At 64.5% G+C, this 25,915-nt stretch carries 23 protein-coding genes; 3 read left to right on the top strand and 20 right to left on the bottom strand.

Features of this window, described 5'->3' with window-relative positions; genetic code table 11:
• Positions 1-21 precede the first annotated feature (21 nt).
• The 20 genes from LPB04_RS12290 to LPB04_RS12200 all read right to left on the bottom strand — a co-directional run bounded on the left by LPB04_RS12290 (position 22) and on the right by LPB04_RS12200 (position 23,084).
• The gene (locus LPB04_RS12290) at positions 22-816 is read right to left on the bottom strand and encodes an SEL1-like repeat protein (RefSeq protein ID WP_227496388.1); all 795 of its coding nucleotides are present in this window, start codon (positions 814-816) and stop codon (positions 22-24) included.
• 28 nt (positions 817-844) lie between these two features.
• Entirely contained in the window at positions 845-1,711 is an 867-nt protein-coding gene (locus LPB04_RS12285; protein WP_227496387.1) for a tetratricopeptide repeat protein, read from the bottom strand.
• A gap of 7 nt (positions 1,712-1,718) precedes the next feature.
• Positions 1,719-2,960 carry a cystathionine gamma-synthase family protein gene (locus tag LPB04_RS12280; protein WP_193684864.1) on the bottom strand — a complete coding sequence of 414 codons (1,242 nt, stop codon included), beginning with the start codon at positions 2,958-2,960 and terminating at the stop codon, positions 1,719-1,721.
• 15 nt (positions 2,961-2,975) lie between these two features.
• Positions 2,976-4,502, bottom strand: coding sequence for an amidophosphoribosyltransferase (purF, locus tag LPB04_RS12275; protein ID WP_193684863.1), 1,527 nt, complete (start codon positions 4,500-4,502; stop codon positions 2,976-2,978).
• Between the two features lie 65 nt (positions 4,503-4,567).
• Positions 4,568-5,056 (bottom strand): CvpA family protein, encoded by a 489-nt coding sequence (locus LPB04_RS12270; protein WP_193688979.1) that lies wholly within the window; start codon positions 5,054-5,056, stop codon positions 4,568-4,570.
• A 25-nt stretch (positions 5,057-5,081) separates the two neighbouring features.
• The gene (locus LPB04_RS12265) at positions 5,082-6,083 is read right to left on the bottom strand and encodes an SPOR domain-containing protein (protein ID WP_193684862.1); all 1,002 of its coding nucleotides are present in this window, start codon (positions 6,081-6,083) and stop codon (positions 5,082-5,084) included.
• An 11-nt stretch (positions 6,084-6,094) separates the two neighbouring features.
• Positions 6,095-7,393, bottom strand: coding sequence for a bifunctional tetrahydrofolate synthase/dihydrofolate synthase (gene folC, locus LPB04_RS12260; RefSeq protein ID WP_193684861.1), 1,299 nt, complete (start codon positions 7,391-7,393; stop codon positions 6,095-6,097).
• 83 nt (positions 7,394-7,476) lie between these two features.
• Positions 7,477-8,349, bottom strand: a complete 873-nt coding sequence (accD, locus tag LPB04_RS12255; protein ID WP_193684860.1) for an acetyl-CoA carboxylase, carboxyltransferase subunit beta — start codon at positions 8,347-8,349, stop codon at positions 7,477-7,479.
• 195 nt (positions 8,350-8,544) lie between these two features.
• Positions 8,545-9,342: a tryptophan synthase subunit alpha gene (gene trpA / locus LPB04_RS12250; protein ID WP_193684859.1), complete on the bottom strand. Its 798-nt coding sequence runs from the start codon at positions 9,340-9,342 to the stop codon at positions 8,545-8,547.
• 51 nt (positions 9,343-9,393) lie between these two features.
• Entirely contained in the window at positions 9,394-10,671 is a 1,278-nt protein-coding gene (gene trpB / locus LPB04_RS12245) for a tryptophan synthase subunit beta (protein WP_407943859.1), read from the bottom strand.
• On the bottom strand, positions 10,622-11,347 hold the full coding sequence (locus LPB04_RS12240; RefSeq protein WP_193684858.1) for a phosphoribosylanthranilate isomerase: 726 nt from the start codon (positions 11,345-11,347) through the stop codon (positions 10,622-10,624). Before LPB04_RS12240 ends, trpB begins: the two co-directional genes overlap by 50 nt.
• Before the next feature lie 12 nt (positions 11,348-11,359).
• Positions 11,360-12,160, bottom strand: a complete 801-nt coding sequence (gene truA, locus LPB04_RS12235) for a tRNA pseudouridine(38-40) synthase TruA (protein WP_193684857.1) — start codon at positions 12,158-12,160, stop codon at positions 11,360-11,362.
• Complete coding sequence (locus tag LPB04_RS12230) at positions 12,157-15,189, bottom strand: FimV/HubP family polar landmark protein (RefSeq protein WP_227496386.1); 3,033 nt, start codon at positions 15,187-15,189, stop codon at positions 12,157-12,159. The genes truA and LPB04_RS12230 overlap by 4 nt, the downstream gene beginning before the upstream one ends.
• Before the next feature lie 449 nt (positions 15,190-15,638).
• Positions 15,639-16,766 (bottom strand): aspartate-semialdehyde dehydrogenase, encoded by a 1,128-nt coding sequence (gene asd / locus LPB04_RS12225; protein WP_193684856.1) that lies wholly within the window; start codon positions 16,764-16,766, stop codon positions 15,639-15,641.
• A gap of 25 nt (positions 16,767-16,791) precedes the next feature.
• A complete protein-coding gene (leuB, locus tag LPB04_RS12220) occupies positions 16,792-17,865 on the bottom strand; it encodes a 3-isopropylmalate dehydrogenase (RefSeq protein WP_193684855.1) in 1,074 nt (357 codons plus the stop codon).
• A 16-nt stretch (positions 17,866-17,881) separates the two neighbouring features.
• Complete coding sequence (gene leuD, locus LPB04_RS12215) at positions 17,882-18,529, bottom strand: 3-isopropylmalate dehydratase small subunit (protein ID WP_193684854.1); 648 nt, start codon at positions 18,527-18,529, stop codon at positions 17,882-17,884.
• A gap of 27 nt (positions 18,530-18,556) precedes the next feature.
• A complete protein-coding gene (locus tag LPB04_RS24295) occupies positions 18,557-18,679 on the bottom strand; it encodes a hypothetical protein (protein WP_267878188.1) in 123 nt (40 codons plus the stop codon).
• Between the two features lie 26 nt (positions 18,680-18,705).
• Entirely contained in the window at positions 18,706-20,106 is a 1,401-nt protein-coding gene (gene leuC / locus LPB04_RS12210) for a 3-isopropylmalate dehydratase large subunit (RefSeq protein WP_193684853.1), read from the bottom strand.
• Between the two features lie 231 nt (positions 20,107-20,337).
• Positions 20,338-22,215, bottom strand: a complete 1,878-nt coding sequence (locus tag LPB04_RS12205) for a chemotaxis protein CheA (protein WP_193684852.1) — start codon at positions 22,213-22,215, stop codon at positions 20,338-20,340.
• Positions 22,215-23,084 carry a protein phosphatase CheZ gene (locus LPB04_RS12200; protein WP_193684851.1) on the bottom strand — a complete coding sequence of 290 codons (870 nt, stop codon included), beginning with the start codon at positions 23,082-23,084 and terminating at the stop codon, positions 22,215-22,217. Before LPB04_RS12200 ends, LPB04_RS12205 begins: the two co-directional genes overlap by 1 nt.
• Positions 23,085-23,470: 386 nt before the next feature.
• Here LPB04_RS12200 and LPB04_RS12195 point away from each other — a divergent pair, with 386 nt between their 5' ends.
• From LPB04_RS12195 to LPB04_RS12185, 3 genes are all read left to right on the top strand, one after another.
• Positions 23,471-23,938 carry a universal stress protein gene (locus LPB04_RS12195; RefSeq protein ID WP_193684850.1) on the top strand — a complete coding sequence of 156 codons (468 nt, stop codon included), beginning with the start codon at positions 23,471-23,473 and terminating at the stop codon, positions 23,936-23,938.
• A gap of 78 nt (positions 23,939-24,016) precedes the next feature.
• Positions 24,017-24,661 (top strand): response regulator, encoded by a 645-nt coding sequence (locus LPB04_RS12190; protein ID WP_056332929.1) that lies wholly within the window; start codon positions 24,017-24,019, stop codon positions 24,659-24,661.
• 434 nt (positions 24,662-25,095) lie between these two features.
• Positions 25,096-25,893 (top strand): Crp/Fnr family transcriptional regulator, encoded by a 798-nt coding sequence (locus LPB04_RS12185; RefSeq protein WP_056332926.1) that lies wholly within the window; start codon positions 25,096-25,098, stop codon positions 25,891-25,893.
• Positions 25,894-25,915 lie beyond the last annotated feature (22 nt).

Genomic DNA, 25,915 nt, shown 5'->3' with positions numbered 1-25,915 from the left:
GCGGCTTTTTTAACGTCGGCGTTATTTGTTGGCCTGGCTATAGTTGTGCTTTCGCGCCTCGATGTCGCGCGCGCGCTCGGCCGAAGGACCGCCCTCGATGATGGCGTTGTGCTCCTTCACATAGGCCCCTGTCGCGCTACGCCAGGCTGCGACATCGGCCAGCACCAGCTTGGCCGCGACTTTCGCCTCTTCCGACAGGTTCTCCTGCACCTGGGTAAGATGGGTTTGAGCGCGCTCCGTCTCGGCGGCATTCATCAGCTTCACGATGTCTGCCGGAATGCGCTTTACCAGCGGCGAGGCTGCATTCAGGTTTTCCACGAAACCGTTGTAGCAGCTCTGCCAGCTTGCAATGGCTGCCGATACGCGATCGATCTCGTCGCTCTGCTTCGATATCGCGGGAATGCGCGGTGCGGGACAAGCATATTTCCCGGTTTTCAAGTCGCTACCGTCGTAGCCGCTTAACCAATAATCGATGTCGGCCCGCCGTTCCGTGCGCTGTTGCATGACGACGAGCGAGCTGGCCGCCACCGCATTGCCTTTCGCAGCGGCTTTACGGAACCATGCCTGGGCCTTGGCCTCATCCACGACGCCGGCTTCGCCGTACCAGTACATCTGGCCCAGGTGTTGCTGTGCATCGGCATTGCCGGCATTTGCCAGCCTGGTGTACAAGGTCAGGGCTTCCGTATAGCGCTTCTGCTCGAACAGCGTGTTGGCGGAAGCGAGATCGTTGGCGGCAGCAGCGGGAAGGCTGACAAACAGGAAGGCAGCGTACAGAAGTTTTTTCATGGCGGTAACGAAATGAGCAGGGCCCATCATACTGCGAGAAGGGCCGCCACTCAAAGGATCACTTGCCGGTCGTGATGCGCGTGTTCGTGCTTCCATGCAAACGCATCTCGTTGTCGCGCACGTTCCGAATCGTGTCCAGTTCCAGCTGACGCTTGCGCCGCAGGTTCTCCTCTTTCACGAATGCCTGGGTCGACTTCTCCCAGGCGTCGCGCTGGGCTAACGTCGCGTCGGCTTGTGTTTGGGCATCGAGGATGATCTTGCGGTAGGTCGGCTCGATATGGGCACGCACGCGCTCGAACTCCGCGGGGCTCATCATGTCGAGGACGTCTTGCGGGATCACTTTGCCCGGTGGCATCGCGGAATTGAAGTTACTGACGAAGCCGTTGTAGCAGGTCTGCCATGTTGCAACAGCTGCGCGGGTGGCCTCGATCTCCTCATTGGTCTTCGACAGGACGGGAATCGCCGGCGCTGGGCAGGCGAATTTTCCCGAGCGTAGCTCTTCACCACGATATTCGCTCATCCAGTAAGCGATTTCCTTCTCGCGGGTCTTGCGCCGTTCGAGGATAGCCAGCGATTCCTTTGCGTCGGGGACGCCTGCCGCCGCGGCTTTGCCGATCCATTCGCGGGCAGCGTTCAGATCTTGCGCCGTACCGTCGCCATACCAGTACATCTCGCCAAGGCGGAATTGGGCTTCGGAATTACCGGCGCGCGCGGCCTTGGTAAACAGCGGCAGGGCCTTCGCATAATCCTTGGCTGCCAGCAGGCGATTCGCGTCAGCGAGATCGTCTGCGCTTGCACTAAGGCACACGAAAAGTAAGGAGAGTACATAACGGCGCATGGAATCGTCCTGTCGGAAATATTGTAGGCCGATCATAAAACCGTAATGTTTTAAAGGCAACGCATTCTGCGTGCACATGCGTTGCATTTTTACATCATACGTCCAGTGCGACGCGGAAATCCTCCAGCAAATCGTCGGCATCCTCGATGCCCACCGATACCCGGATCAGCGACTCGGCAATGCCCATGCTGGCACGGCGCTCGGCACCCATCTCGAAGAAAATCGTGTGCGCGACCGGAATCACCAGCGTGCGCGTGTCGCCGAGGTTGCTTGCGGGGATCGCCAGGTTCAGGCGGTTCAGGTAATCGAAAGGATCGATATCCGCGCGCAGCTCGAAGCTGAGCAGCGATCCGGCGGCGCGGAACAGCTCGGTGCTGAGGCCGTGTTGCGGATGCGAGGGCAGGCCCGGATAGTGGACGGCCGAGACCCGTTCATCGGCTTCGAGCATCTGCGCCAGCGCCAGCGCATTCGCGCAGGTGCGCTCCATGCGCAAGGCCAGCGTTTCCGCGCCGACCGCGATGTGGTGCGCCGCTTCCGGCCCGAGGGCGGCGCCGAAATCGCGCAGGGCCTTCGCGCGCAGCTGGGCCATGCCCTGGGCCGCGGGCGGCTGCTTGCGGAAGTTGGCGGCGATATTCGGGAAGGCGCTCCAGTCGAACAGGCCGGTGTCGGTCAGCGCGCCGCCGAGCGCGATGCCATGGCCGGCGATCGACTTGGTCAGCGAATTGACGACCAGCCCCGCCCCCACCGCTTTCGGGCGGAACAAATACGGCGTGGTCATGGTGTTGTCGACCACGTACAGGATGCCGCGCGCACGGCACAGTTCGCCGATACGGGCCAGGTCCGCCACCTGGGTACGCGGATTCGCGATGGTCTCGACGAACACCAAGCGCGTATTTTCCTTCAGAACCGCCTCGACATTGGCCACATCGGTCGCGTCGACGAAATCGACCTCGACGCCCTGCCCCGCCACCGTCTGCCACAGGCTGTTGGTGTTCCCGAACAGGAAGCTCGATGAGACGATGTGGTCGCCTTCGCGCAGCAGCGCCTGGAACAGCGCGCCGATGGCCGCCATGCCTGTGCCGAAGCACAGCGACGACACCCCGTCTTCCATCTTCGTGATCTTGTCTTCCAGCGCGGACACCGTCGGGTTGCCCTGGCGACCGTAGCGGAAGCCCGGTTCCTTGCCCTGGAATACGGACGCTAGCTGGCGCGCATCGTTATAGCCGAATGCGACCGAGGTGTGGATGGGTTTGTGCAGTGAGCCCTGCTCGATCGCCTTGCGGCGGTCGTTGTGCAGGATCGTAGTCGTGAAACCGTAGTGTTTTTTTTCGCTCATGGCAGTGCAGGTGAATTATTCGGCGGGGACCGCTGGATTCAGGTTCAGCTGGGTACGCACCACGTCTTCCTGCGAGACACCCTTGCCGCCGTTATGGCGCGCAGTCTCCAGGTTGTCGAGGTAGGCCGGGGTCACGTCGCCGGTCACATAGACGCCGTCGAAGCACGAGGCCTCGAAATTGGTCAGCGCCGGATTCACGTCCGAGATCGACCGCTTCAGGGCATCGATATCCTGGTAGACCAGGCGGTCGGCGGTGATCTCCTCGCACACTTCCTCGACGGTGCGGCCGTAGGCGATCAGCTCGTCGCGGGTCGGCATGTCGATGCCATAGACGTTCGGGAACAGCACCGGCGGCGCGGCCGAAGCGAAGAACACTTTGCGGGCGCCCGCTTCGCGCGCCATCTGCACGATCTCGCGGCTGGTGGTGCCGCGCACGATCGAATCGTCGACCAGCAGCACGTTCTTGCCCTTGAACTCGGAGCCGATGGCGTTCAGTTTCTGGCGCACGGATTTCTTGCGCATCCCTTGCCCAGGCATGATGAAGGTACGGCCGATGTAGCGGTTTTTAATGAAACCTTCGCGGTATTCGACGCCGAGCTTCAGGGCCAGCTGGATCGCCGCCGGACGCGAGGAATCGGGAATCGGCATCACGACGTCGATGTCCTCGACCGGGATCTCCTTGCGGATCTTGTCGGCCAGGTATTCGCCCATCTTCAGGCGGGTGGCGTAGACCGAGGCGCCGTCGATCACCGAATCCGGACGTGCCAGGTAGACGTATTCGAAGGCGCAGGGATTGAGCGACGGGTTTTCGGCGCACTGGCGCTCGTGCAACACGCCATCCTCGCCGATGAACACGGCTTCACCCGGGGCGATGTCGCGCACGAAGCGGAAACCGATGCCCTCCAAGGCCACCGATTCGCTGGCAACCATGTATTCGGTGCCGTTCTCGCCCTCGTTCATGCCCAGGCACAGCGGACGGATGCCGTAGGGGTCGCGGAAGGCGAGCATGCCGTGGCCGGCGATCTGGGCCACGACGGCATAAGCGCCGCGCACGCGGCGGTGCACAACCCCCACCGCCTTGAACACGGCTTCGGCGTCGAGCGAATAGCCGTTGGCCGCTTCCTGGATCTCGTGGGCCAGCACGTTGAGCAGCACTTCCGAGTCGGAATTGGTATTGATGTGGCGGCGGTCGTTGCGGAACAGCGCCTCCTTCAGCTCGGCCTGGTTGGTCAGGTTGCCGTTGTGGGCCAGGGTGATGCCGAAGGGCGCGTTCACGTAGAAGGGCTGCGCTTCTTCCTCGCTCGACGAGCCGGCGGTCGGGTAGCGGCAGTGGCCGATACCGGTATTGCCCTGCAGCGAACGCATGTTACGGGTGCGGAACACGTCGCGCACGAGGCCATTCGCCTTGTACATCGAGAACATGCTGCTGTGATTGGTTGCAATGCCCGCCGCGTCCTGGCCGCGGTGCTGCAACAGCAGCAATGCGTCATACAACAACTGGTTGACGGGGGTTTGCGAGACGACGCCGACGATGCCACACATGGTGCGCTCCTAAGAACTGAATGCTGTTACGGAAGAATGCAAAACGAAGATTTCAAAACGACTGTTCAAAAATTCAGGTGCTGCGCCAGCGCAGCGGGGAGAAAGGGCTTGACGGTGCGCGCGCCGGCTTCGGCCAGGGGGGACAACAGCGCGTCTTTCCAGAATGCTTGTTGGGGAATGGCGGTCATGGAACACAATATGACGGCGGCCAGCACGATTACAATCCCGCGCGCCAGGCCGAACAGGCCGCCCAGGCCGCGGTCCGCCAGGCTCAGGCCGGCGGCGTCGATCAGCGCGCCGATGGCCAGGGACAGCAGGCCCATCAGGATGCGCACGCCCAGGAACAGGGCCACGAAGGCCACGATGAGGCGCGCCGTATCGCCCGGTATCATACCCGGCAACAGCGTCGCGAGGCGCGCACCATACGCATTCGCGACGACAAAGGCGACGATCCAGCCCGTCAGGGACAGGATTTCTTTCACTAAACCACGCATGGTGCTGATCACGACCGAGGCTAGCAGCACGAACAAGACCAGGTAATCGAAAATCGTCACAGTCGGCAAGTGCGGGCCACGCGCATCAGATCGGTACCAGGAAACCGCCCAGGCCCAGCGAGCCCAGCTTTGCCTTGGTCCTGTCGGCCTCTTCGCGGCTGCCGAATGGACCGACTTGCACCTTGATCAGGGCGCCGGACTTTTTGGTAAACGAGCTGATGCCGCCGGAACGCAGGCGGGCCTGCAGTTCGTCGACCTTTTCCTGGGTCCCCAGGGCCGCCACCTGCACCACGAAGCGCTCGGATTTCTCCTCGGCCTTCTCATGTTTCTCGACGGGTTTCGAAGCTGGCTTGCCTTCAAGCAGCGCCAGCGCACGGGCCGCTTCGCTGTCTTTCGGTTTCGGGGTGGCCGGCTTCTCCTCCGGCTTTTTCACGGCCGGTTTTTCAGCCGGCTTTTCAATCGCTTTTTCGGCGACCTTGCGTTCGACCGCCTTCGGCTCCGGCTTGTGTTCGACCGGCTTCGGTTCGCTCTTGTGCTCGACGACCTTTGGCCCGGGCTTGACCGGCTTGGGTTCGGGTTCGCTACGCGCGCGCGCCGTTTCCTTATCGGTCGACACCGTTTTCACGGCAGGCGGCTCGACGGCGGCAGGACGCGGCTTCGATGGCGCAAGCGGCGGCGGCGCGATGATTTCCTCGTCCTTGTCGACGCTGTCGGCGGCCGGCACCGGCGACGCCGGCATCGGCAGCGCGGGCGCTTTTTCTTTCGAAGGAATCTGGATGGCGATGTCGCCGCCCAGGGGGCGCGGCTCGGAATCAAGCAGCATCGGCAAGCCGACGGCGGCGGCCAGCGCCAGGGCGACTGCGCCTACCAGGCGGCGCCGCGCGCGCTTTTTTTCCGGCAACATCGGATCGCCACCGCTGCGGCTGCGGCGCGAACCGCCCTGCCCGCTTTCGTTCGCGGTGTTGGCGTGACTCGCGCGCTTGGCGCGGGCGCGCTCGGCGAAATCGTCATCGTCGCGGGAAAAACGGCCACTGTCCTGGGCGGCGCTTTCTTGCTTGTTTTTACCAAAAATCGAGAACAAGCCCATGCGTCTGTATGTCAGTGAAGAGAGTTTTTTCGAGCCGCCATCACGCCGGCGACGGTGTAGAACGAGCCAAAGACCACAATTCTATCATTCTCTTCGGCACGGCTCACCGCATTAGCAAATGCTGCGGCCGGGTCGGCGAAAGTCGTCACCGAAAAATCGGCGTCTTTCGCCCCGGCGGGACGCAGCGCTGCGACTTTTTCGGCCAGTTCAGCAGCCTTCGCCGAACGCGGCGACGGCAGGTCGGCCAGGCACCAGTGGTCGATCAGGCCGGCCATCGGCGCCAGCACGCCGTCGATGTCCTTGTCTTCCATGATGCCGAAGACGGCATAGGTGTAGCGGTGAAAGCCCATGTTGCCCAGGTTCTGGGCCAGGGTCGCCGAGGCGTGTGGATTGTGGGCCACGTCCAGCACCGTGGTCGGACGGCCGGCCAGCACCTGGAAGCGGCCCGGCAGCTCGACCAGCGCGAGGCCGGTGCGCACTTCCTGGGCGCCGCAGGGCAGCTGCATGCGCAGCGCCTCGAGTGCCGCCAGCGCCGCCGCGGCGTTGAGCAATTGATTGGCGCCGCGCAGGGCCGGATAGGCCAGCGAGTTGCGGCGCTGGGTGCGTCCGCCATAGCTCCACTGCTGCTGGTCGCCCTGGTAGTTGAAATCGCGCCCGATCAGCCACAGGTCGGCGCCGATGTCGGCCGCGTGCTGGATCAGCGATTGCGGCGCCAGCGGATCGCTGCAGATCGCCGTCTTGCCGGCGCGGAAAATACCGGCCTTCTCGAAACCGATTTCCTCGCGCGTGTCGCCCAGCCAGGCCGCGTGGTCGATGTCGATGCTGGTGACGATGGAGACGTCGGCGTCGATCACGTTCACGGCGTCCAGGCGCCCGCCCAGGCCTACTTCAAGGATTGCCACGTCCACGCCGGCTTTCGAGATCAGGTGCATGATCGCCAGGGTCGTGAATTCGAAATAGGTCAGGTCGATGTCGCCGCGCGCGTCTTCCACGAAGCCGAAGGCCTCGACCAGCACGGCGTCGCTCGCCATCTCGCCATTGATGCGGGCGCGCTCGTTAAAGTCCAGGAAGTGCGGCTTGATGTAGAGGCCGACGCGGTAGCCGGCATGCAGCAGGACCGATTCCAGCATCGCGCAGGTGGAACCCTTGCCGTTGGTGCCGGCCACCATGATGACGGGACAGCCGAACTGCAGGTTCATGCGCTCCTTGACGGCGCGGACGCGGTCCAGGCCCATGTCGATATGGGTTTCGGCGTGGCGCGTTTCGAGGAGCGCCAGCCACGCGGGCAAGGTGGTGGGAAGCATGGGCATTAAAAAAATTCAGTACGTTGAAACGAAAACCGGCGACCTGAATCAGATCGCCGGTAGGAAACCTTATGCGGCGCGCTGGCCGGTCAAGCGACGACGTCGGCCGGCTGGTTCTGCAGCAAGGCCAGCAGGCGGGCGATTTCTTCGCGCATCTTGCGGCGGTCGACGATCATGTCGACGGCGCCCTTTTGCACCAGGAATTCGGCGCGCTGGAAACCTTCCGGCAGCTTTTCGCGCACGGTGTTCTCGATCACGCGCGGGCCGGCAAAACCGATCAGCGCTTTCGGCTCGGCGATCACGACGTCGCCCATGAAGGCGAAGGAAGCGGACACGCCGCCCATGGTCGGATCGGTCAGCACGCTGATGAACGGCAGTTTCTTTTCCGACAGCTTGGTCAGCATGGCGGTGGTCTTGGCCATCTGCAGCAGCGACAGCAGGCCTTCCTGCATGCGGGCGCCGCCGGTGGCGGTGATGCAGATGAACGGCACTTTCTGTTCGAGGGCGATCTGGGCGCCGCGGACGAAACGCTCGCCGACGACGGAACCCATCGAGCCGCCCATGAATTCGAATTCGAAGCAGGCCACGACGACCGGCAAACTCATGATCGAGCCGCCCTGCACGATCAGCGCATCGGTTTCCCCGGTGGCTTCCATCGCTTGCTTGAGTCGGTCAGGATACTTCTTGCTGTCCTTGAACTTCAGGGTATCGACCGGCAGGGCTTCCTGGCCGATCTCGTAGCGGCCGCCTTCGTCGAGCAGGCCGTCAAGGCGCTCGCGCGCACGGATGCGCATGTGGTGGTCGCACTTCGGGCAGACGTGCAGGTTCGACTCGAGGTCGGCGCGGTACAGCACCGCTTCGCACGACGGGCACTTGACCCACAGGCCCTCGGGCATGGTTTTGCGATTGGCGGCATCGGAGCGCTGGATTCGGGGGGGCAGCAGTTTTTCCAACCAACTCATGTTCTCTCCTTTGCGGCAATTCTTGAATGGGGCGTAGTGTAGCCGCTAGCGCCGGGCTTGTCACCGCTTGCCTGTCTGTCAATTCTTGGCAACCGATTCCGGCGCGCGTGGCATGTTATACACCATGCGTCGAACAGGGTGAGCACGAATCCCGGCAGAACTGGAGCCCCGGCATCACGGCCCACCCTGCCGGCATCAACTGTCGAGCGCGGTGCGGATCCCGGCCACGAAGGCCTGTACCGCCGGCACGGCAGCCTCGGGACCCACGTTTTCGATCTCCTGGATGATGCGGCTGCCGATCACGACCGCGTCCGCCACCGAGGCCACCGCCTTCGCCGTCTGCGCGTCGCGGATGCCGAAACCGACGCCGATCGGCAGGCTGACGTGCTCGCGGATCGCGGCCACGCGGCGCGCCACGTCCTCGGTATCGATGCTGCCGGCGCCGGTGACGCCCTTCAGGGACACGTAATAGCTGAAGCCGCTGCCGTAGCGCGCCACCTGCCTGATGCGCTCCTGCGTGGACGTCGGCGCCAGCAGGAAGATCAGGTCGAGGTCGTTGGCGCGCATGGCGTCGGCAAAGGCTTCGCACTCTTCCGGCGGGTAGTCGACGACGATGGCGCCGTCGGCACCCGCTTCTTTCGCCTTGAGGATGAAGTTATCCGGGCCGATGCGTTCGATCGGATTGGCGTAGCCCATCAGCACCACCGGGGTGCTTGGATCGCTTTCGCGGAACTGGCGCACGTAATTGAAGACGTCGTTCAGGCCGATGCCGAATTTCAGGGCGCGCTCGCAGGCGCGCTGGATGACCGGGCCTTCGGCCATCGGGTCGGAAAACGGCACGCCCAGTTCCAAAATGTCGGCCCCGCCCGCCACCAGGGCGTGCATCAGCGGGACGGTGAGGTCGGGGCCGGGGTCGCCGGCGGTGATGAAGGTGACGAGGCCGGTCTTGTTTTGTTCGCGCAGGGCGGCGAAGGTACTTGCAATTCGGGACATGCTTTTACTTTCTTTGAAGTTTTCGGGTGGAATGCAGGGGCTCTGGCCGGATCAGCCGAAATCGAGCCCCATGCGTTGCGCCACCGTGTGCATGTCCTTGTCGCCCCGTCCCGACAGATTCACCAGGATCAGCTTGTCCTTCGGCAGCGTCGCCGCCAGCTTGAACGCGTAGGCGATCGCGTGCGAGGATTCCAGGGCCGGAATGATGCCCTCGATGCGGCAGCAGTCGTGGAAGGCCGCCAGCGCCTCGTCGTCCGTGATCGACACGTATTCGGCGCGCGCCGAATCCTTCAGCCAGGCGTGTTCCGGACCGACGCCCGGATAATCCAGGCCGGCCGAGACCGAGTGGGTCTCGATGATCTGGCCGTTGGCATCCTGCAGCAGATAAGTGCGGTTGCCGTGCAGCACGCCCGGGAAGCCGGCCGTCAGCGAGGCCGAGTGCTTGCCCGAATCGAGCCCCTCGCCCGCCGCCTCGACGCCGACCAGTTTCACATTGGTTTCGTCGATGTAGGGATAGAAAATGCCCATCGCGTTCGAGCCGCCGCCGATGCAGGCGACCACGTAGTCCGGCTGGCGGCCCGTCATTTCCGGCATCTGGATGCGGCATTCCTCGCCGATTACCGACTGGAAATCGCGCACCATCATCGGATACGGGTGCGGGCCGGCCACGGTGCCGATGATGTAGAAGGTATTTTCGATGTTGGTGACCCAGTCGCGCATCGCTTCGTTGAGCGCGTCCTTCAGGGTCTTGCTGCCGGACTCGACCGGAACGACGGTCGCGCCCAGCAGCTTCATCCGATATACGTTCTGGGCCTGGCGCTTGACGTCCTCGGCGCCCATGTAGACCACGCATTCGAGGCCGAAGCGGGCGCAGATGGTGGCGGTTGCGACGCCGTGCTGGCCGGCGCCGGTCTCGGCGATGATGCGCGGCTTGCCCATCCGGCGCGCCAGCAGGGCCTGGCCGATCACGTTGTTGATTTTATGGGCGCCGGTGTGGTTCAGGTCTTCGCGCTTGAAGAAGACCTGCGCGCCGCCGGCCAGTTCCGACCAGCGCCTGGCGTGATAGACGGGCGAAGGACGGCCGACGAAGTGGGCCAGCTCGTAGCGGAATTCTTCGAGGAATTCGGGGTCCTGCGAATAACGGGCGTAGGCCTCGTTCAGTTCGGCCAATGCGTGGGTCAGCGTCTCGGCGACGAAACTGCCGCCGTAGGGGCCGAAATGGCCCTTGGCATCGGGGAATTGGTAGTCGGTGGTCTGGAACAGGGCGTTGACCGACCGTTCAAGGGTGGCTTCCTGGCTCTCCAGGGCTGCTTCCTGTACTGCTTTCATGGGGGTGCTCGCTTTCAATGGTGGCATCGGCTGCCCGCACCGCGGCGATGAAATCCGCGATCTTGCGGGCGTCCTTGATCCCCTTGGATGCCTCGACACCACTGCTGATGTCGACGGCCCAGGGGCGTACGCGTGCGACTGCGTCAGTCGCGTTTTGCACGCTCAAGCCACCACTCAAAACGACCCGAGGCGCGAGCTCTTTTGGGATAAGAGACCAATCGAAGACCTTTCCAGCACCGCCGTAGGCATCCACATAGGTATCGAGCAGAAGGCCCGAGAACCAGGGACTGGCGGCGCGGTATGCGAGTTCGCATTCTAGCAAATCGGCAGGGGCCGTGTCCGGCCTGACGCGGTAGGCGTGGACGAAAGGCCGCTTCACCGCGTCGGCGACGCGCGCACACTCTTCCATTGTTTCGTCGCCGTGGAACTGCAGCAGCGCCACCGGTGCCGCGTCCACGACCGCCCGCACCTCCTCCAGGCCGGCGTTCACGAACAGCGCGACCGAGCTGACATAGGGCGGCAACCCGGCGGCAAGCGCGGCGAACCGTTCGGGCGTGACGTAGCGCGGGCTCTTCGGGTAGAAGACGAAGCCGAGGGCGTCGGCGCCGCTGGCAACGGCAGCGCGCAGGTCTTCCTCGCGGGTGATGCCGCAGATCTTGATTCGGGTACGGTGCATGTGCGTAAAACCTTAGAGCCAGGGGAGCGGAGAGAGCTGCTCCTGCGGCAATCCCCACTTCGGATCGTAATCGATTTTCGCGAAATACAGGCCGTCGGGCATGAAGGTCGGCGCCGCAGCGTCGCGGTTGCGGGCGGCCAGCACCTCGGCCATCCAGTCCGGCTCGTTGCGGCCGATGCCGACATAGATCAGCGCACCCACCAGGTTGCGCACCATGTGGTGCAGGAAGGCACTGGCGCGCACGGTGAAGACGATGATGTCGCCGCGCCGCTCGATCCGGATTTCCTGCATGTCCTTGACCGGCGTATTCGCCTGGCAGCCGGAAGCGCGGAAAGACGAAAAATCGTGCAGGCCGATCAGGTGGCGCGCGGCGGCCTGCATGCGCTCGACGTCGATCGGGCGAAACACCCAGCCGGCGCGGCCGGCCAGCAGCGAGGACGGATTCGGGTTGTTGTACAGGACGTAATGATAGGTGCGCGAGCGTGCCGAATAGCGCGCGTGGAACTCCTGGCCATCTGGGCCAGGCGCGACTTCGGCGGCCCAGCGCACGGACACCGAATCGGGCAGGAAGGTATTCGTGCCGCGCACCCAGCTTTGCATCGGTCGGTCGAGTTCGGTGTCGAAGTGCACGACCTGCTCGACCGCGTGGACGCCGGCGTCGGTGCGGCCGGCGCAGGTGGTGGACAGCTTGGTGCGGGCAAACTTCTCCAGGGCGATCTCGAGCGCATCCTGGATGGTGTCACGGCTCGGCTGTTTCTGGTATCCATTCCAGCCGGTGCCGACGTACTGGAGTCCGAGTGCGATGCGCCTCACGCCAACTGTGCGCGCATCGTGCTGGCGCGGCTGGACTGTTCGACGTTGCCGCCCTTGATGACTTCGTCGAGCAATTCGCGCGCACCTTCCTTGTCGCCGATCTCCTGGTAGGCGATCGCGAGGTCCAGCTTGGTTTCCATTTCCATTTGCGCGGCGGTCAGTTCCATCGGGGCATGATCGACCGGGCTTGCGGCCGGCGCTTCAGGCTCGGTCAGGGTGAAATCGTTGGCCGGCAGGTCGAGGTCGAGGCCCGACATGTCGAAGCGCGGCACCGGGGTGCCCGGGTTCGGGATCGCCGGCACGTCGGTCATGGCGAACGGATCGTCCTGCGGCGCTGCCGGAGCGGCGGGCTGGCCGAAGTCCATCATGTCAAGGTCGAACAGCGGGTCCTTGGCCGCTTCGGGCGCGGCGGCAAACTCCTGCGCTGCCGGCGCGGCCGGCGGCGTCAGGTCGAGGTCGGTCGAGCCGAAATCGAAGACCGGCTCCTGGCGCTCGCCTACCGGGGTCACCGGGGCGGACGGGTTGGCATCGAGCATGCCGAAGTCCATGGCGTCGAGGTCGAACAAGGGATCCTTCAGGTCCGAGGCCGGTGGCGTGCCTGGCGCTTCCGGCAGCGGCGGCAATTCAAACTCGCGTGCCAGCTGCGCCATGTCGATGTCGGTGTTGGGGCCGTTCTTGCTGAGGTCGAGCACGAAGGCGTCGTCCTCGTCCACCGCGGCCGTAGCAGTCTGTGCAGTGGCCGGGGCGTCGAAATCCATGTCGAAGGCCAGGTCGTCCAGGCTCTCGCCCGTCACGGCCGGGGTGCCCGCTGGGGGATCGAGCGGCGCGAACGGTTCCATGTCGAACTGCAGGTCGGGCACGGCGGTAGCGTCGTCGTGCACCGCGTTGTCGGTGCCGGTGGCGGCGACCGGCTCGAAACTCAGGCCGCCGAGGTCGAAGTCGAGCAAATTGTCTTCCGCCTTGGCGGCAGCCGGGGACGTCTCAGCCAGTTGCGGCAGCGCGGTGGCATCGTTGTCGAGGCCGAAGCTGTCGAGGTTGAAGCCGGTGTCGAGCGGCGCGCCGGTGACGGCGTCCACGGTCGCGTCCGGTTCGATGATCTCGGAGGCGTCGCCGCGGTTGCGGAAGGCTTGCTCGAGCTGCTGGGACAGCATGGTCTGCGGACCGGCGTCGTCGGCAACGATTGTGGAGCTCGAGCCTGCGGCTGCCAGGCCTGCGCCGGCCACGGCGGCACCGGCGCCGACCACAGCGGCCGCCGCGCCCTGGGCGTACATCGGGTTGTTCGGATCGAGCGTATGGCCGAGCGCGGCGGCTTGCGCCCACTCGTCGCCCTTGCCGCCCGTCAGGCTGTAGAGCTCGGTAGCCTGGGTCTCGAAGGCGCGCACGTCCTTGCGTGCCGCGTAGATCTCGAGCAGCTTCAGGCGCACCGGATGGCGGTACGGATCGTTGCGCAGCGCTTCCTTGAGGATGTCCTCGGCCTGGGTGTCGAAGTTATAGGCCAGATACAGCTCGGCTTCGGCCAATGGGTCCACTTCATTCGTGTCGAGCTGGCTGGCCGAGGGCGCGAAGCTGGAATTGAAGACGCTGTCGTGGGTATCGACGCTCTGCCCGCCCGTCTGCGCAAACATCGCCTGCGCCGGCTGGGCCGCGCTGCCGAGGATGGTCGGCGTGTCGGACACGGTCTGGACGACCACCTTCTGCTTGCGGCGCTGCGAGATGCCGAGCGCGGCCAGCAGCAGCACGGCGGCGCCCGCACCCAGGTACAGGATGTTGTCCATCAGCGTGTCGGCGAGGCTGGTCTCGGCCGGTGCCGGCGGGGTCACCGCTTTCGGCGCGGTCCTGATCTTCGGTGCCGGCTTCGGCGGGGCATCGGCCTGGGCCACGACGGTCGGCGCCGCCGGGACGATCGGCTTCGACACCGGCGCATCGGCCGCGCGCTGGGTGGCGGCGGCGCCGGTCTGGTTCTTGACCGTGATCAGCTTCTCGAGGTCGTTGACGTTCTTTTCCAGCTCCTTGACGCGGGTCTGCGCCTCCGCCAGTTCCTTTTCCTTGGCCACCACGTCTTCGGCAGTGGCAGCGCCCGTGGCGGATTTTGGCGGCAGCGCCTTCGACAGGCGCAGCTGGTCTTGCGATTCGTTGGCGGCGGTCGGGCGTTCCTCGACCTTGGCCGTGATGCGGCCGGTCGCGCTCTGCCCTGCCCCTGCCTCGCGCGCCGGGGCGCTGGTAGCGACCTGGCCGGCCAGCTTGCTGCGGTAGGAATTGAAATCGGCCGCATGCGCGACGACCGTGCCGTGCGCTTCGCCGGCGTCGAGGCCGCGCAGGCTCTCGGCGCCCGGCACCGACAGGATCTGGCCCGACTTCAGGCGGTTCATGTTGTTGCCGATGAAGGCGTCCGGATTCGCGCGGTACAGGGCGACCAGCATCATGTCGAGCGAAACGTCGACCGGTTTCAGCTTGCCGGCGATGCGGCCGAGCGTGTCGCCGGCCTTGACGCGGTAGCGCGAATCGGCCGCTGCTCCCCGTGCCGACGGCTCGCCGGCCGTCTCTTCGGCGCGCGCGCTGCGCTGCGGACGGGCGCCCGGGGCGGCGTTGTCGACGTTCGCCATGCCGGTAACGCGGCCGGGACGCGCGCCTGGCGCCGGCGCACTCGGTGCGACCTGGGCCGACTGGGTGGCGCGCAGTTCGGCCGGATCGAGCAGGAAGGTGTATTCGCGCACCAGGCGTCCATTATTCCAGGACAGCTCCAGCAGCAGGTCGACGAAGGGTTCGTTCAGCGGCTGCGGCGAGGTGATGCGCACGAACTGGCGCCCGCCGCGCTGCTCGACGGCGAAACGCAGCGACAGCAGGGCCGGATTGAATTCGACGTTGGCGGCGCGGTAGGCGTCGGGCGTCGCGAGTTTCGCGACCAGGCCGGCGGCTTCGTCGTTCGAGACGGCGGTCAGTTCGATCTCGGCGCGCAGCGGCTGGCCCAGCGCCGAAAGGACGGTCAGCTTGCCCAGTCCCGCCGCATTTGCCACCGAAGACAGAAGCACTGCACTGGCGACCGCGGCGGTAAGCGTTTTCAACGCGGACGACATGATCTGAGGGCGGCGGTTCAGTGGCATAGAGTTGGATGCGAGAGGGTTGGCAGGAGGGAAAGGACGGTTTCCCGGAAGTCTCAACATATCATCATGCACTGGAGCATGCAAGCTCTGCGGGGCGTAGGCTTGCGATTCTGTGGGATGGATGAGTGATCGATAATGTTTCGATATCGACTGTTGCGATGCTTGATTATCGGGGCGTTAACGAGTCTGGTCGAATCACCAAGAACTGTAGGGTGGGCTCCGCCCACGCGGTGGTACGTACCGGCTCCGATTTCGTGCTCGACGATCTCGCCGGCGCGTATCACCGCGTGGGCTCGGAGAGCCCGGTGAAACCGTCCTTGATGCCATTGGCATCAAGGACCCCTACAAAAACGCCGCGAAGATCGCGGCGTTCGTTCTTACTTGTCCAGCACGATCCGCAGCATCCTGCGCAGCGGCTCAGCCGCGCCCCACAGCAGCTGGTCGCCGACCGTGAAGGCCGACAGGTAATCCGGCCCCATCGACATCTTGCGCAGGCGCCCCACCGGAATCGTCAGGCTGCCGGTGACGGCTGCCGGCGACAGGTCGCGCATCGACGCTTCGCGCGTGTTCGGCACCACCTTCACCCACTGGTTGTGCGAAGCGATGATGTCGTTGATTTCGTCGAGCGGCACGTCCTTCGTCATCTTGATGGTCAGCGCCTGCGAGTGGCAGCGCATCGCGCCGATGCGCACGCACAGGCCGTCCACAGGAATCGCCGAGCTACCGAAACCTTCGCCGCGGCCCAGGATCTTGTTGGTCTCGGCGCCGGCCTTCCACTCTTCCTTCGACTGGCCGTTGCCCAGGTCCTTGTCGATCCACGGGATCAGGTTGCCGGCCAGCGGCACGCCGAACTGCTTCGTCTCCTCAGCCGTCAAGCCATGCTGGGTCGCCAGCACGGTGCGGTCGATCTCGAGGATGGCCGATGCCGGATCGTCGAGCAGCGGTTTCACCGCGCCGTTGATGGTGCCGAACTGGGTCAGCAGTTCGCGCATGTGCTGGGCGCCGCCGCCGGACGCTGCCTGGTAGGTCATGGAGGTCATCCACTCGACCAGGCCCTGCTCGAACAGGCCGCCCAGGCCCATCAGCATGCAGGAGACGGTGCAGTTGCCGCCGACGTAGTTCTTCACGCCGCGCGAGAGCGCGTTCTTGATCACGTCCTTGTTGACCGGATCGAGCACGATGACGGCGTCGTCGTTCATGCGCAGCGTCGAGGCGGCGTCGATCCAGTAGCCGTTCCAGCCGCTGGCGCGCAGCTGCGGGAAGATGTCGCTGGTGTAGTCGCCGCCCTGGCAGGAGATGATGATCTCGCATTTCGACAGCTCGGCGATGTCGTGCGCGCTCTTGAGCGTGGTTTCGTTTTTCGCCATCTTCGGCGCCGCGCCACCCGCGTTCGAGGTGGTGAAGAACACCGGCTCGATGTGGTCGAAATCGCCCTCATCCTGCATGCGCTGCATCAGGACCGAACCCACCATGCCGCGCCAACCTACCAGGCCTACCAATTTCATTTTATTCCCCGTCGTTTTGTCAAAATTACCGGAGCGCCCGCACCACGGCGTCGCCCATTTGTTCCGTACTTACACGCTGCGTGCCATCCTCGAATATATCCGCTGTGCGCAATCCTTGCTTGAGGACCGTCTTGACGGCGGTCTCGATGCGGTCGGCCTGTTCAAGCTTGCCGAGCGAGAAACGCAGCATCATCGCAGCCGAGAGGATCGTCGCCAGCGGGTTTGCGATGCCCTTGCCCGCGATGTCCGGCGCCGAACCGTGCGAAGGCTCGTACAGTCCTTTGTTGTTGGCGTCGAGCGAAGCCGACGGCAGCATGCCGATCGAGCCGGTCAGCATCGCCGCCGCATCGGACAGGATGTCGCCGAACATGTTGCCGGTGACGATGACGTCGAATTTCTTCGGCGCGCGCACCAGCTGCATCGCCGCGTTATCGACATACATGTGTTCGAGGGCGACGTCCTGGTATTCCTTGTGCACGTCGGTCACGATGTCGCGCCAGAACTGGAAGGTCTCGAGCACGTTGGCCTTGTCGACGCTGGTGACGCGCTTGTCACGCTTGCGCGCAGCCTGGAAGGCGACGTGCGCGATGCGACGGATCTCGCCTTCGGCGTAGCGCATCGTATCGAAACCTTCGCGCTGGCCCTTGAAGGGACCGTCCGGGCATTCGCGCACGCCGCGCGGCTTGCCGAAATAGATGTCGCCGGTCAGTTCGCGGATGATCAGGATGTCGAGGCCGGAAACCACTTCCGGCTTCAGGGTGGAGGCGCCGGCCAGTTCCGGATACAGGATCGCGGGACGCAGGTTGGCGAACAGGCCGAGTTCCTTGCGCAATCCGAGGATCGCCTGCTCCGGGCGCAGCGCGCGCTCGAGCGTGTCGTACTGGTAGTCGCCGACCGCGCCGAACAGCACGGCGTCGGCCTGCTTCGCCAGTTTCAGGGTCGATTCCGGCAGCGGATGGCCGTGCGCGGCATAGCCGGCGCCGCCGACTTCCGCCTGCTCCATCTCGAAGGATTCGCCGAGGGCGTCCAGCACGCGCACGGCTTGCGCCGTGATTTCGGGACCGATGCCGTCGCCCGGCAGGATTGCAATTTTCGACATGTGCGTTTTCTTTTTCTTAGATGGTGTTGGCCAGCCAGGGCTGGCGCGCCAGGTGGCGCTCTTCGAAGGCGCGGATCTCGTCGGCGTGGCGCAGGGTCAGGCCGATGTCGTCCAGGCCGTTCAACAGGCAGTACTTGCGGAAGTCGTCGATCGCGAATTCGAAACCGATGCGTCCATCCGGCGTGCGCAGCACCTGGTTCTCGAGGTCGACCACGAGTTTGAATCCGGTGGTCGCCTTGACCTCGTTGAAGAGCTGGTCGACCTGCGCTTCGGTGAGGACGATCGGCAGCAGGCCGCTCTTGTAGCAGTTATTGAAGAAGATGTCGGCGAAGCTCGGCGCGACGATGGCGCGGAAGCCGTACTGCTGCAGGGCCCAGGGCGCGTGTTCGCGCGAGGAGCCGCAGCCGAAGTTCTTGCGGGTCAGCAGGATCGATGCACCCTGGTAGCGCGGCTGGTTCAGCACGAAGTCCGGGTTGAGCGGACGGTTCGTGCAGTCCTGGCCCGGCTCGCCGTGGTCGAGATAGCGCCACTCGTCGAACAGGTTCGGGCCGAAGCCCGTGCGCCGGATCGATTTCAGGAACTGCTTCGGGATGATGGCGTCGGTGTCGACGTTGGCGCGGTCGAGCGGCGCCACCAGTCCTTCGTGTACGGTGAATTTATCCATGTCCTGTCCCGGTTCGCGATTGGGTAATTACTTGCCGCCGGCGCCGGTGACGACCTGGCCGACCTTCTGCACGTCGCGGCCGATGCCGGAGATCGTGTTGCAGCCTGCGAGAACGATGGCGATCAGGGAGAGGGCGAATGCTTTTTTCATGTTGAATCCGTGGTTCGGTTGTTGATTTAGAGTGCGCGCACGTCGACGAAGTGGCCCGCGATACCGGCCGCGGCGGCCATGGCCGGCGACACCAGGTGGGTGCGTCCGCCCTGCCCTTGCCGGCCTTCGAAATTGCGGTTCGAGGTCGAGGCGCATCGTTCGCCCGGCTCCAGCCGGTCGGCGTTCATCGCCAGGCACATCGAGCAGCCCGGCTCGCGCCATTCGAAGCCGGCGGCCTTGAAGATCTTGTCCAGGCCTTCGCGCTCGGCCTGCTCCTTGACCAGGCCGGAACCCGGCACGACCATCGCCAGCTTCACGTTCGAGGCGCGCTGGCGGCCGCGCACGACGCTGGCCGCTTCGCGCAGGTCTTCGATGCGCGAGTTGGTGCAGGAGCCGATGAAGACCTTGTCGATGCGGATGTTCTCGATCGGGGTGTTCGGGGTCAGGGCCATGTAGACCAGCGCCTTTTCCATCGCGTCGCGGCGCACTGCATCCTTTTCCTGGTCCGGATCGGGCACGCGGCCGTCGATCGAGGTGACCATCTCGGGCGAGGTGCCCCAGGTGACCTGCGGGCGGATCTGCGTCGCGTCGAGGGTGACGACCATGTCGAATTTCGCGCCCGGATCGGTGTGCAGCGTGCGCCAGTAGGACACCGCCTGCTCCCAGTGCGGACCGCTAGGGGAGAACGGACGGCCCTTGACGTAATCGATCGTGGTGTCGTCCACGGCGACCATGCCGGCGCGCGCGCCCGCTTCGATCGCCATGTTACAGACCGTCATGCGTCCTTCCATCGACAGCGAGCGGATCGTCGAGCCGCCGAATTCGATGGCGTAGCCCGTACCGCCGGCGGTGCCGATCTTGCCGATCACGGCCAGCACGATGTCCTTCGCGGTGACGCCGGCAGGCAATGCGCCGTCGACCTGCACCAGCATCGCTTTCGATTTCTTGGCCAGCAGGGTCTGCGTCGCCAGCACGTGCTCGACTTCGGACGTGCCGATGCCGTGCGCCAGGCAGCCGAAGGCGCCGTGGGTGGAAGTATGCGAGTCGCCGCAGACCACGGTCATGCCGGGGAGCGTCGCGCCCTGCTCCGGCCCGATCACGTGGACGATGCCCTGGCGCTTGTCGTTCATGTTGAAGTAGGTAAGCCCGAAGCTCTTCGCGTTGGCGTCGAGGGTCTCGACCTGCAGGCGCGAGGTCGGGTCGGCGATGCCTTCGCGGCGGTCGGTGGTCGGCACGTTGTGGTCGGCCACGGCCAGATTGGCGGCGTTGCGCCACAGGCCGCGATGGGCTTCGCGCAGGCCCTCGAAGGCTTGCGGGCTGGTCACCTCGTGCACCAGGTGGCGGTCGATATACAGCACGGTCGTGCCGTCGGCATCGGCACGCACGACGTGCGATTCCCAGAGTTTGTCGTAGAGCGTTTTTAACATGCTAGTGTCCTGTCGAACCGACCCGCTTGGGTGGGGGATTTTGATTATGCCATATTTGTGCACTGCGGCAGTAATGGGGTCGTTTTGCATCATTCTGCCAATACCAACCGCCTCAAACAAACAAGATTTGCCCTTCGCGCCGAATGTCTGAATAAAAAAAGCCTGCACATCGGATGCGCAGGCTTTTATTGCAAGGGCAGACTCCGCCCTTTTTCACTTGTTCAGTGCACTTTATGCTGCCATGCGCACCGTGCTGCGGCAACCGTCCATCAGGAAGGACAGGCCCACGACCAGCACCAGCTCGCCCTCGGCCGAACGCGCGGTGCCGGTGATGCCTTCCACCGTCAGCGCCGTCATCGGCTTGATGACCAGGTCGGCCGTGCCGTCGACCGCTTCCACCGCCAGGATATACGGCTGTGGCGCATTGATGACGATGCCGACGCGCTCGACGGCTTCCTCGTAGCCGAGCGAGCCGGCCAGCGAGCGCACCGGCAGCGGACGGCCCTGGTCCTTCAGCACCGGGGCGCCGCCGACCATCGAGAAGGTCTCCGGCAGCTCGACCACACGCTCGACCACCGCCATCGGCAGCGCCAGCGAGGCGCCCGAGGTGGAGACCAGCATGGTCGGCACGATCGACAGTTCAATCGGCAGGCGGATCGCGAACTTGGTGCCGTGGCCGAGCGAGGAATCGATGCGGATCGCGCCGCGGTTCTTTTCCACCGCCGTTTTGACCACGTCCATGCCCACGCCGCGGCCCGAGACGGACGATGCCACTTCCTTCGTCGAGAAGCCCGGCAGGAACACGAGTTGATACGCATCCTCGTCGGTCTGGGCGCCGTTCTCGCCGATCAGGCCCTTGTCGATGGCTTTGCGGCGCAGCTTGATCGGGTCCATGCCCTTGCCGTCGTCCTGCAGCACGATCATGACGCTGTTGGCTTCCTGCCAGGCTTTCAGCAGGATGAAAGCCTTGGCCGGCTTGCCGCCGGCGACACGCTCCTGCGGCGACTCGACGCCGTGGTCGAGTGCGTTGCGCAGCATGTGCACCAGTGGATCGTACAGGCTGTCCACGACGACGCGGTCAACTTCGGTCTCGGCGCCTTCGATGGTCAGCTCGACGTCCTTGCCGAGGTCTTTCGCCAGTTCGCGCACCAGGCGCGGGAACTTCTGGAACAGGCGGCCCACAGGCTGCATGCGGGTCGCCAGCGTGGCGCGCTGCAGTTCGGCCGAATAGCGGGAAGCGCGTTCCAGCGTTTCGGTGAGCGTGGCCATCAGGGTGGCGGCCTGCCCTTCGAACTTGAACTGGGCCAGGCGCTCGAGCAGCACGGCGGCCTGGTTGGCGGCCTGCACCGATTCGCCGGCCACTTCCAGCAGCGCGTCGAGTTTCACGGCATCGATACGGATGCTTTCGTCCTTGGCCGGCGCGGCTGCGGCGGCCTTGGCATCGCTGCGGCGGTCGACGCCGTCCCAGCCCGCCTTGGCGGCCGGTGCGGCGACGGTCTCGGCTTGCGCGGCCGGCGCGGAGACCGGCTGGACGGCGGCGGCGGCATTGTCCGACACGGCGGTGGCGGGCCCGGCCGCGATGGCGAAGCCGGCAGGCACGACGGCGTTGTACATCGCAGGCCAGTCGAGGCCGTCTTCACCGGCGGCCGGGGCCGCGGCAGGCGCTGCAACTTCAGCCACCGGTGCGGCCGCCGGCGCCGGCGCTGCAACCGGCGCCGCTTGCGTCTTGCCTTCGATCGCATCGGTGAGGATGCGTTCGAGATCCTGCGGCATCGGCGCCAGCTGTTCCGGCGTCGCGCCGTTGTTCAGGTCGTTCAACTGGTCGGCGACGAAGCCCGAGGCCTGCAGCGCGGCCTCGATCGACAGCGGCGTGACCGGCGCGGCGCCGGTGCGCAGCGCGTCGAACAGGTTTTCGGTCAGGTGGCAGGCCGCGACCAGCGCGGGCAGGCCCATGAAGCCGGCACCGCCCTTGATCGTGTGGAACGAACGAAACACCGCATTCAGCGTTTCCTTGTTCTCCGGATCGCGTTCGAGGCGCAGCAGGTGCTCTTCAACATTGACTGCCAGATCCATCGCCTCGACGACGAAGTCCTTGAGCATATCGTCCATTAGAATCCCAGATCGGCAAGAAGGTCGTCGACGTTATCCTGGTCCAGCGCCGCGGATGGCACGGACGGGCCGGACATGAGCTGCACTGGTGCAGTTTCCTTTTCGGCCAGCTTGGCGCGCGTTTCCGGCGGTGCGTTGTCGCGCAGCAGTTGGGCCAGTTCGTTCTCGACCGTCTTGGTGATCATGACGACTTTCTTGATCAGCTGGCCGGTGATGTCCTGGAAGTCCTGGGCCATCATGATTTCCAGCAGGCGGGCTTTCTCGGCCTCGGTCGCGTCAAGCACGGCCTGCGCGAACTGGCGCGAGTCGCCGGCCAGGGCCTTGAACTCGTCCAGGCTCAGCTTGCCTGCGAACAGGGCCGTCCAGCGGCCTTCCATGTCCTGGGCCTGCTTCGACAGTTTGTCTTGCGCCGGCATGCCTTCGTCGAGGGTGTTCAACACCTTGTTCGCGGCTTGCTCGGTCAGCGTGGCGACGTATTCCAGGCGGTCCTGGGCATCGTTGATCTGCGAGGATGCCTCGGTCAGCGCGCGGTCATAGCCGAGTTCGCGCAGCGAGTCGTGCAGCAGGCGCACGATGCCGCCCAGGCGCTCGTACATGTTCTTGTCGGTCTCGCCTTCGCCGGCGGCAACCGGTGCCATGGCGACGCTGGCCACGGCAGGCGCGGCGACGGCAGCGGTGGATGCGCTGGCTGGAGCGGCCGGCTGGCTGGAGGCGACCTGGTCGAACAGGGCTTCCAGGTCGTCCTCATCGGCGGCGGCAGGTGCCGGCGCGGCGGCGGCAACCGGAGCCGAGGCGGCGGCTGGCGCGCTGGCGCGCTGGGCTGCCACTTCCTCGAATAATGCGTCGAAATCGTCGGCGGCGTCGGTCATAATTCCTGCTTCTCCATGATATGAATGTGTCGCAATCTGCTTGCTTCGGTCCGGTGGATGCGGACTTCCGCGCGCGTCATGCGGTCGCTGGAAGCCCCAAAATTCAGTGAACCAGTTTAGCAGCGTAGTTGCCGTAGGTAAATCTCGGAAAAAGCAATACGACGAAATGGACAAGGAATCTTAATTCCGCGACAATAAAACCGTGCGGTTCCTGAATATTTTCACAAGTCAGGTGTTGTTTTGTGGTCGCGTCGATTGTGCATCGTTTTTCGAGGCGTTCCGGCTGAGGCGAACCCGTGTTTGAGCAAGGTCAACAGGTTGCGCTATCGCAAGCCCGGAACACGAAGTAGCAGCCACAATACCGTGGCGTATGGAGGGGGCTCATCATGTACCGGAAAATCCTGATCACCACCGACGGCTCGGCCGTGTCCCAGCACACGGCCTGTGCCGGCGTCAAGTTCGCGCACCAGATGGGGGCCGAGGTGCTGGCCCTGTTCGTCGCACCGGAATACCAGTACCCCGTGTATGTCGAGATCATTCCGCCCTCTTATCCCAGCGAGGACGAATACATCGCCCAGATGCGGCGCACCGGCGAAGACTACATGGGCAGGATCATGCGCTCATGCGCGGACGCCGGGCTGAAACACAGCTGCATGACCGCTTTTTCCGATGCCACGGCCCTGAAAATCGTCGACATCGCCGAACAGGAGGGCTGCGACCTGATCTTCATGGGGTCGCACGGACGCAGCGGCTGGGGCCAGATCCTGCTGGGCAGCGTCACGAATAAGGTGTTGTCGCATACGACCAAGCCGGTGCTGGTGCACCGGCTGATCCACGAGCCTGCAGCGACCTGATGCGGGCGCCGGCACGCCGCCTGCGCGGCGTGCACTATACAGAGCAGCCACGGTTCGCCCGTGGCGCGGGGGGATGTCATGATAAGAATCGTCATTGCAGATGATCATACGATCATGCGCGAGGGGCTCAAGCGCATCCTCGACGGCGCGCTCGACGTCGAGATCGTCGGCGAGGCCACCAACGGCTTCGAGGTGTTGTCGCTGGTGCGCCAGGGCGGATTCGACCTGCTGCTGCTCGACCTGTCGATGCCCGGACGCAGCGGCGTCGACCTGATCCGCCAGGTGCGCAGCGAGGCGCCCAAGCTCGCGATCCTGATCCTCACGATGCACGAGGAAGAGCAATATGCGGTGCGGGCGATCCGTGCCGGCGCCCAGGGGTATCTGACCAAGGAGAGCGCGGGCACCCAGCTGGTGGGCGCGATCCGCAAGGTGGCCTCGGGGCGTCCGTATATCAGTACCGAGGTGGCCGAGCAGCTGGCCCTGAACATCATGGCGCCGAACGAGCAGTTGCTGCACAAGCAGCTGTCGGATCGCGAATTCGAGGTGTTTTCGCTGCTGGTCGGCGGCAAATCGATCACCGAGATCGCCAACAACCTGCACCTGTCGGTGAAGACCGTCAGCACCCATAAAACGCGCATCATGCAGAAGATGGGGATGACCTCGCTGTCCGAAATGGTGCAGTACGCCGTGGCGCACCGCCTGCTGGCGCCGCTGAAGGCCTGAGGCCCGGCCCGGCGCGCTCGCTCCGGGCCAAAGACTTTTGACAGCGTCATGCCCCAATTTGTGCCATGTGCGCCACGCACTTCCCCTGCCCTACCGGCACTGGCGCAAACGCAGTCCCAGGGCTCCCACTCGCTGACGCCCCGTATCAGTAAGAATATTCCTACAGTCCTAGCCCCACTCCTACCTACACATTCAGCCATTGCTGATACCAATGCCGAACTCGTGTTGGCATACTGAATTCAGCGTATCGACTTGCTTGCGATCTAATTTTTCTCCGTAAGCCAAGCCTGCCGCTTGATGAATCCTATTGAAGCACCCGGTAGCGGCACCCCACCACCAGCCGCTCCAGCTCGAATTCTTCACTGGAGAAAAGCATGCAGTCCCAGCAAACGCCAGAACAACGCAACGCCTCGTCGACCATGCATTCCACTCCAATGGAAGCAGGCCGCCAGCGCCAGGGCCGCCTGTGGTCCAACCTCAAGGAAGTCTGCGACCTGCTCCACATCCCGGCCGCCGTCTCCATCAATTCCGAAGAGTTACTGTTCCAGCACGTACAATTCAAGACCGGCCAACGCGTCCACACCATCGGCCAGGCCTTCGACACCCTCTACATCGTCAACTCCGGCTTCCTGAAAACCGTCCTCATCGACGAATTCGGCAACGAACAGGTGCTGAGCTTCCCGATGAAGGGCGACATGCTCGGCGTCGACGGCATCCACACCCGCCACTACGCTTCCGAGGCCGTGGCCCTGTCCGACTGCGACCTGATCCTGCTGCCGTTCAAGAAACTCACCGCCCTGGGCCGGGTGCACATGGAGCTGGAAAACCTGATGTACGGCGTGATGAGCCGCGAGCTGGTGCGTGAGCAGGCCATGATCGGCATGCTCGGCGCCCTCTCCGCCGAGGCACGCGTGGCGCGCTTCCTGGTCTCGCTGGCCGACCGCTTCGCCGCCATGGGCTACTCGAGCAAGCTGTTCAACTTGCGCATGACGCGCCACGAGATCGGCAGCTACCTGGGCCTGACGCTGGAAACGGTGAGCCGCACCCTGTCCGCCTTTAACGAAATCGGCCTGATCACGGTCGACCAGCGCACCATCGGCATCAAGGATCCGGAAGCCCTGAAAACCCTGCGCCGCCTGCCACCCTCGCGCTCGCGCACCAAGGCTGCCGGCGCCAAGCAAAAGGCCGAGCTCGATGCCGCCGGGGACGATCAGGTGCTGGCGACGGCCTGATGCTTTGAATGCCGGTTGAGCC

The sequence above is a fragment of the Massilia litorea genome, assembly GCF_015101885.1.
In the GTDB taxonomy this organism is placed as follows: domain Bacteria; phylum Pseudomonadota; class Gammaproteobacteria; order Burkholderiales; family Burkholderiaceae_D; genus Telluria; species Telluria litorea.
The sequence above is the reverse complement of the archived record's forward strand: the minus strand, read 5'-3'. Positions and strand labels throughout refer to the sequence as shown.

Coding starts and splice junctions, on each gene's coding strand:
- LPB04_RS12200 (WP_193684851.1), bottom strand. CDS start 23,084: ATGACCGACGCCGCCGACGATTTCGACGCATTATTCGAGGAAGTGGCA.
- LPB04_RS12195 (WP_193684850.1), top strand. CDS start 23,471: ATGTACCGGAAAATCCTGATCACCACCGACGGCTCGGCCGTGTCCCAG.
- LPB04_RS24295 (WP_267878188.1), bottom strand. CDS start 18,679: ATGAAAAAAGCATTCGCCCTCTCCCTGATCGCCATCGTTCTCGCAGGC.
- purF (WP_193684863.1), bottom strand. CDS start 4,502: ATGTGTGGCATCGTCGGCGTCGTCTCGCAAACCCCCGTCAACCAGTTG.
- LPB04_RS12290 (WP_227496388.1), bottom strand. CDS start 816: ATGATGGGCCCTGCTCATTTCGTTACCGCCATGAAAAAACTTCTGTAC.
- folC (WP_193684861.1), bottom strand. CDS start 7,393: ATGCCCATGCTTCCCACCACCTTGCCCGCGTGGCTGGCGCTCCTCGAA.
- asd (WP_193684856.1), bottom strand. CDS start 16,766: ATGAAATTGGTAGGCCTGGTAGGTTGGCGCGGCATGGTGGGTTCGGTC.
- LPB04_RS12280 (WP_193684864.1), bottom strand. CDS start 2,960: ATGAGCGAAAAAAAACACTACGGTTTCACGACTACGATCCTGCACAAC.
- trpA (WP_193684859.1), bottom strand. CDS start 9,342: ATGTCCCGAATTGCAAGTACCTTCGCCGCCCTGCGCGAACAAAACAAG.
- LPB04_RS12205 (WP_193684852.1), bottom strand. CDS start 22,215: ATGGACGATATGCTCAAGGACTTCGTCGTCGAGGCGATGGATCTGGCA.
- LPB04_RS12265 (WP_193684862.1), bottom strand. CDS start 6,083: ATGGGCTTGTTCTCGATTTTTGGTAAAAACAAGCAAGAAAGCGCCGCC.
- LPB04_RS12240 (WP_193684858.1), bottom strand. CDS start 11,347: ATGCACCGTACCCGAATCAAGATCTGCGGCATCACCCGCGAGGAAGAC.
- LPB04_RS12190 (WP_056332929.1), top strand. CDS start 24,017: ATGATAAGAATCGTCATTGCAGATGATCATACGATCATGCGCGAGGGG.
- leuC (WP_193684853.1), bottom strand. CDS start 20,106: ATGTTAAAAACGCTCTACGACAAACTCTGGGAATCGCACGTCGTGCGT.
- LPB04_RS12285 (WP_227496387.1), bottom strand. CDS start 1,711: ATGCAACGCATGTGCACGCAGAATGCGTTGCCTTTAAAACATTACGGT.
- trpB (WP_407943859.1), bottom strand. CDS start 10,671: ATGAAAGCAGTACAGGAAGCAGCCCTGGAGAGCCAGGAAGCCACCCTT.
- accD (WP_193684860.1), bottom strand. CDS start 8,349: ATGAGTTGGTTGGAAAAACTGCTGCCCCCCCGAATCCAGCGCTCCGAT.
- leuD (WP_193684854.1), bottom strand. CDS start 18,529: ATGGATAAATTCACCGTACACGAAGGACTGGTGGCGCCGCTCGACCGC.
- leuB (WP_193684855.1), bottom strand. CDS start 17,865: ATGTCGAAAATTGCAATCCTGCCGGGCGACGGCATCGGTCCCGAAATC.
- LPB04_RS12185 (WP_056332926.1), top strand. CDS start 25,096: ATGGAAGCAGGCCGCCAGCGCCAGGGCCGCCTGTGGTCCAACCTCAAG.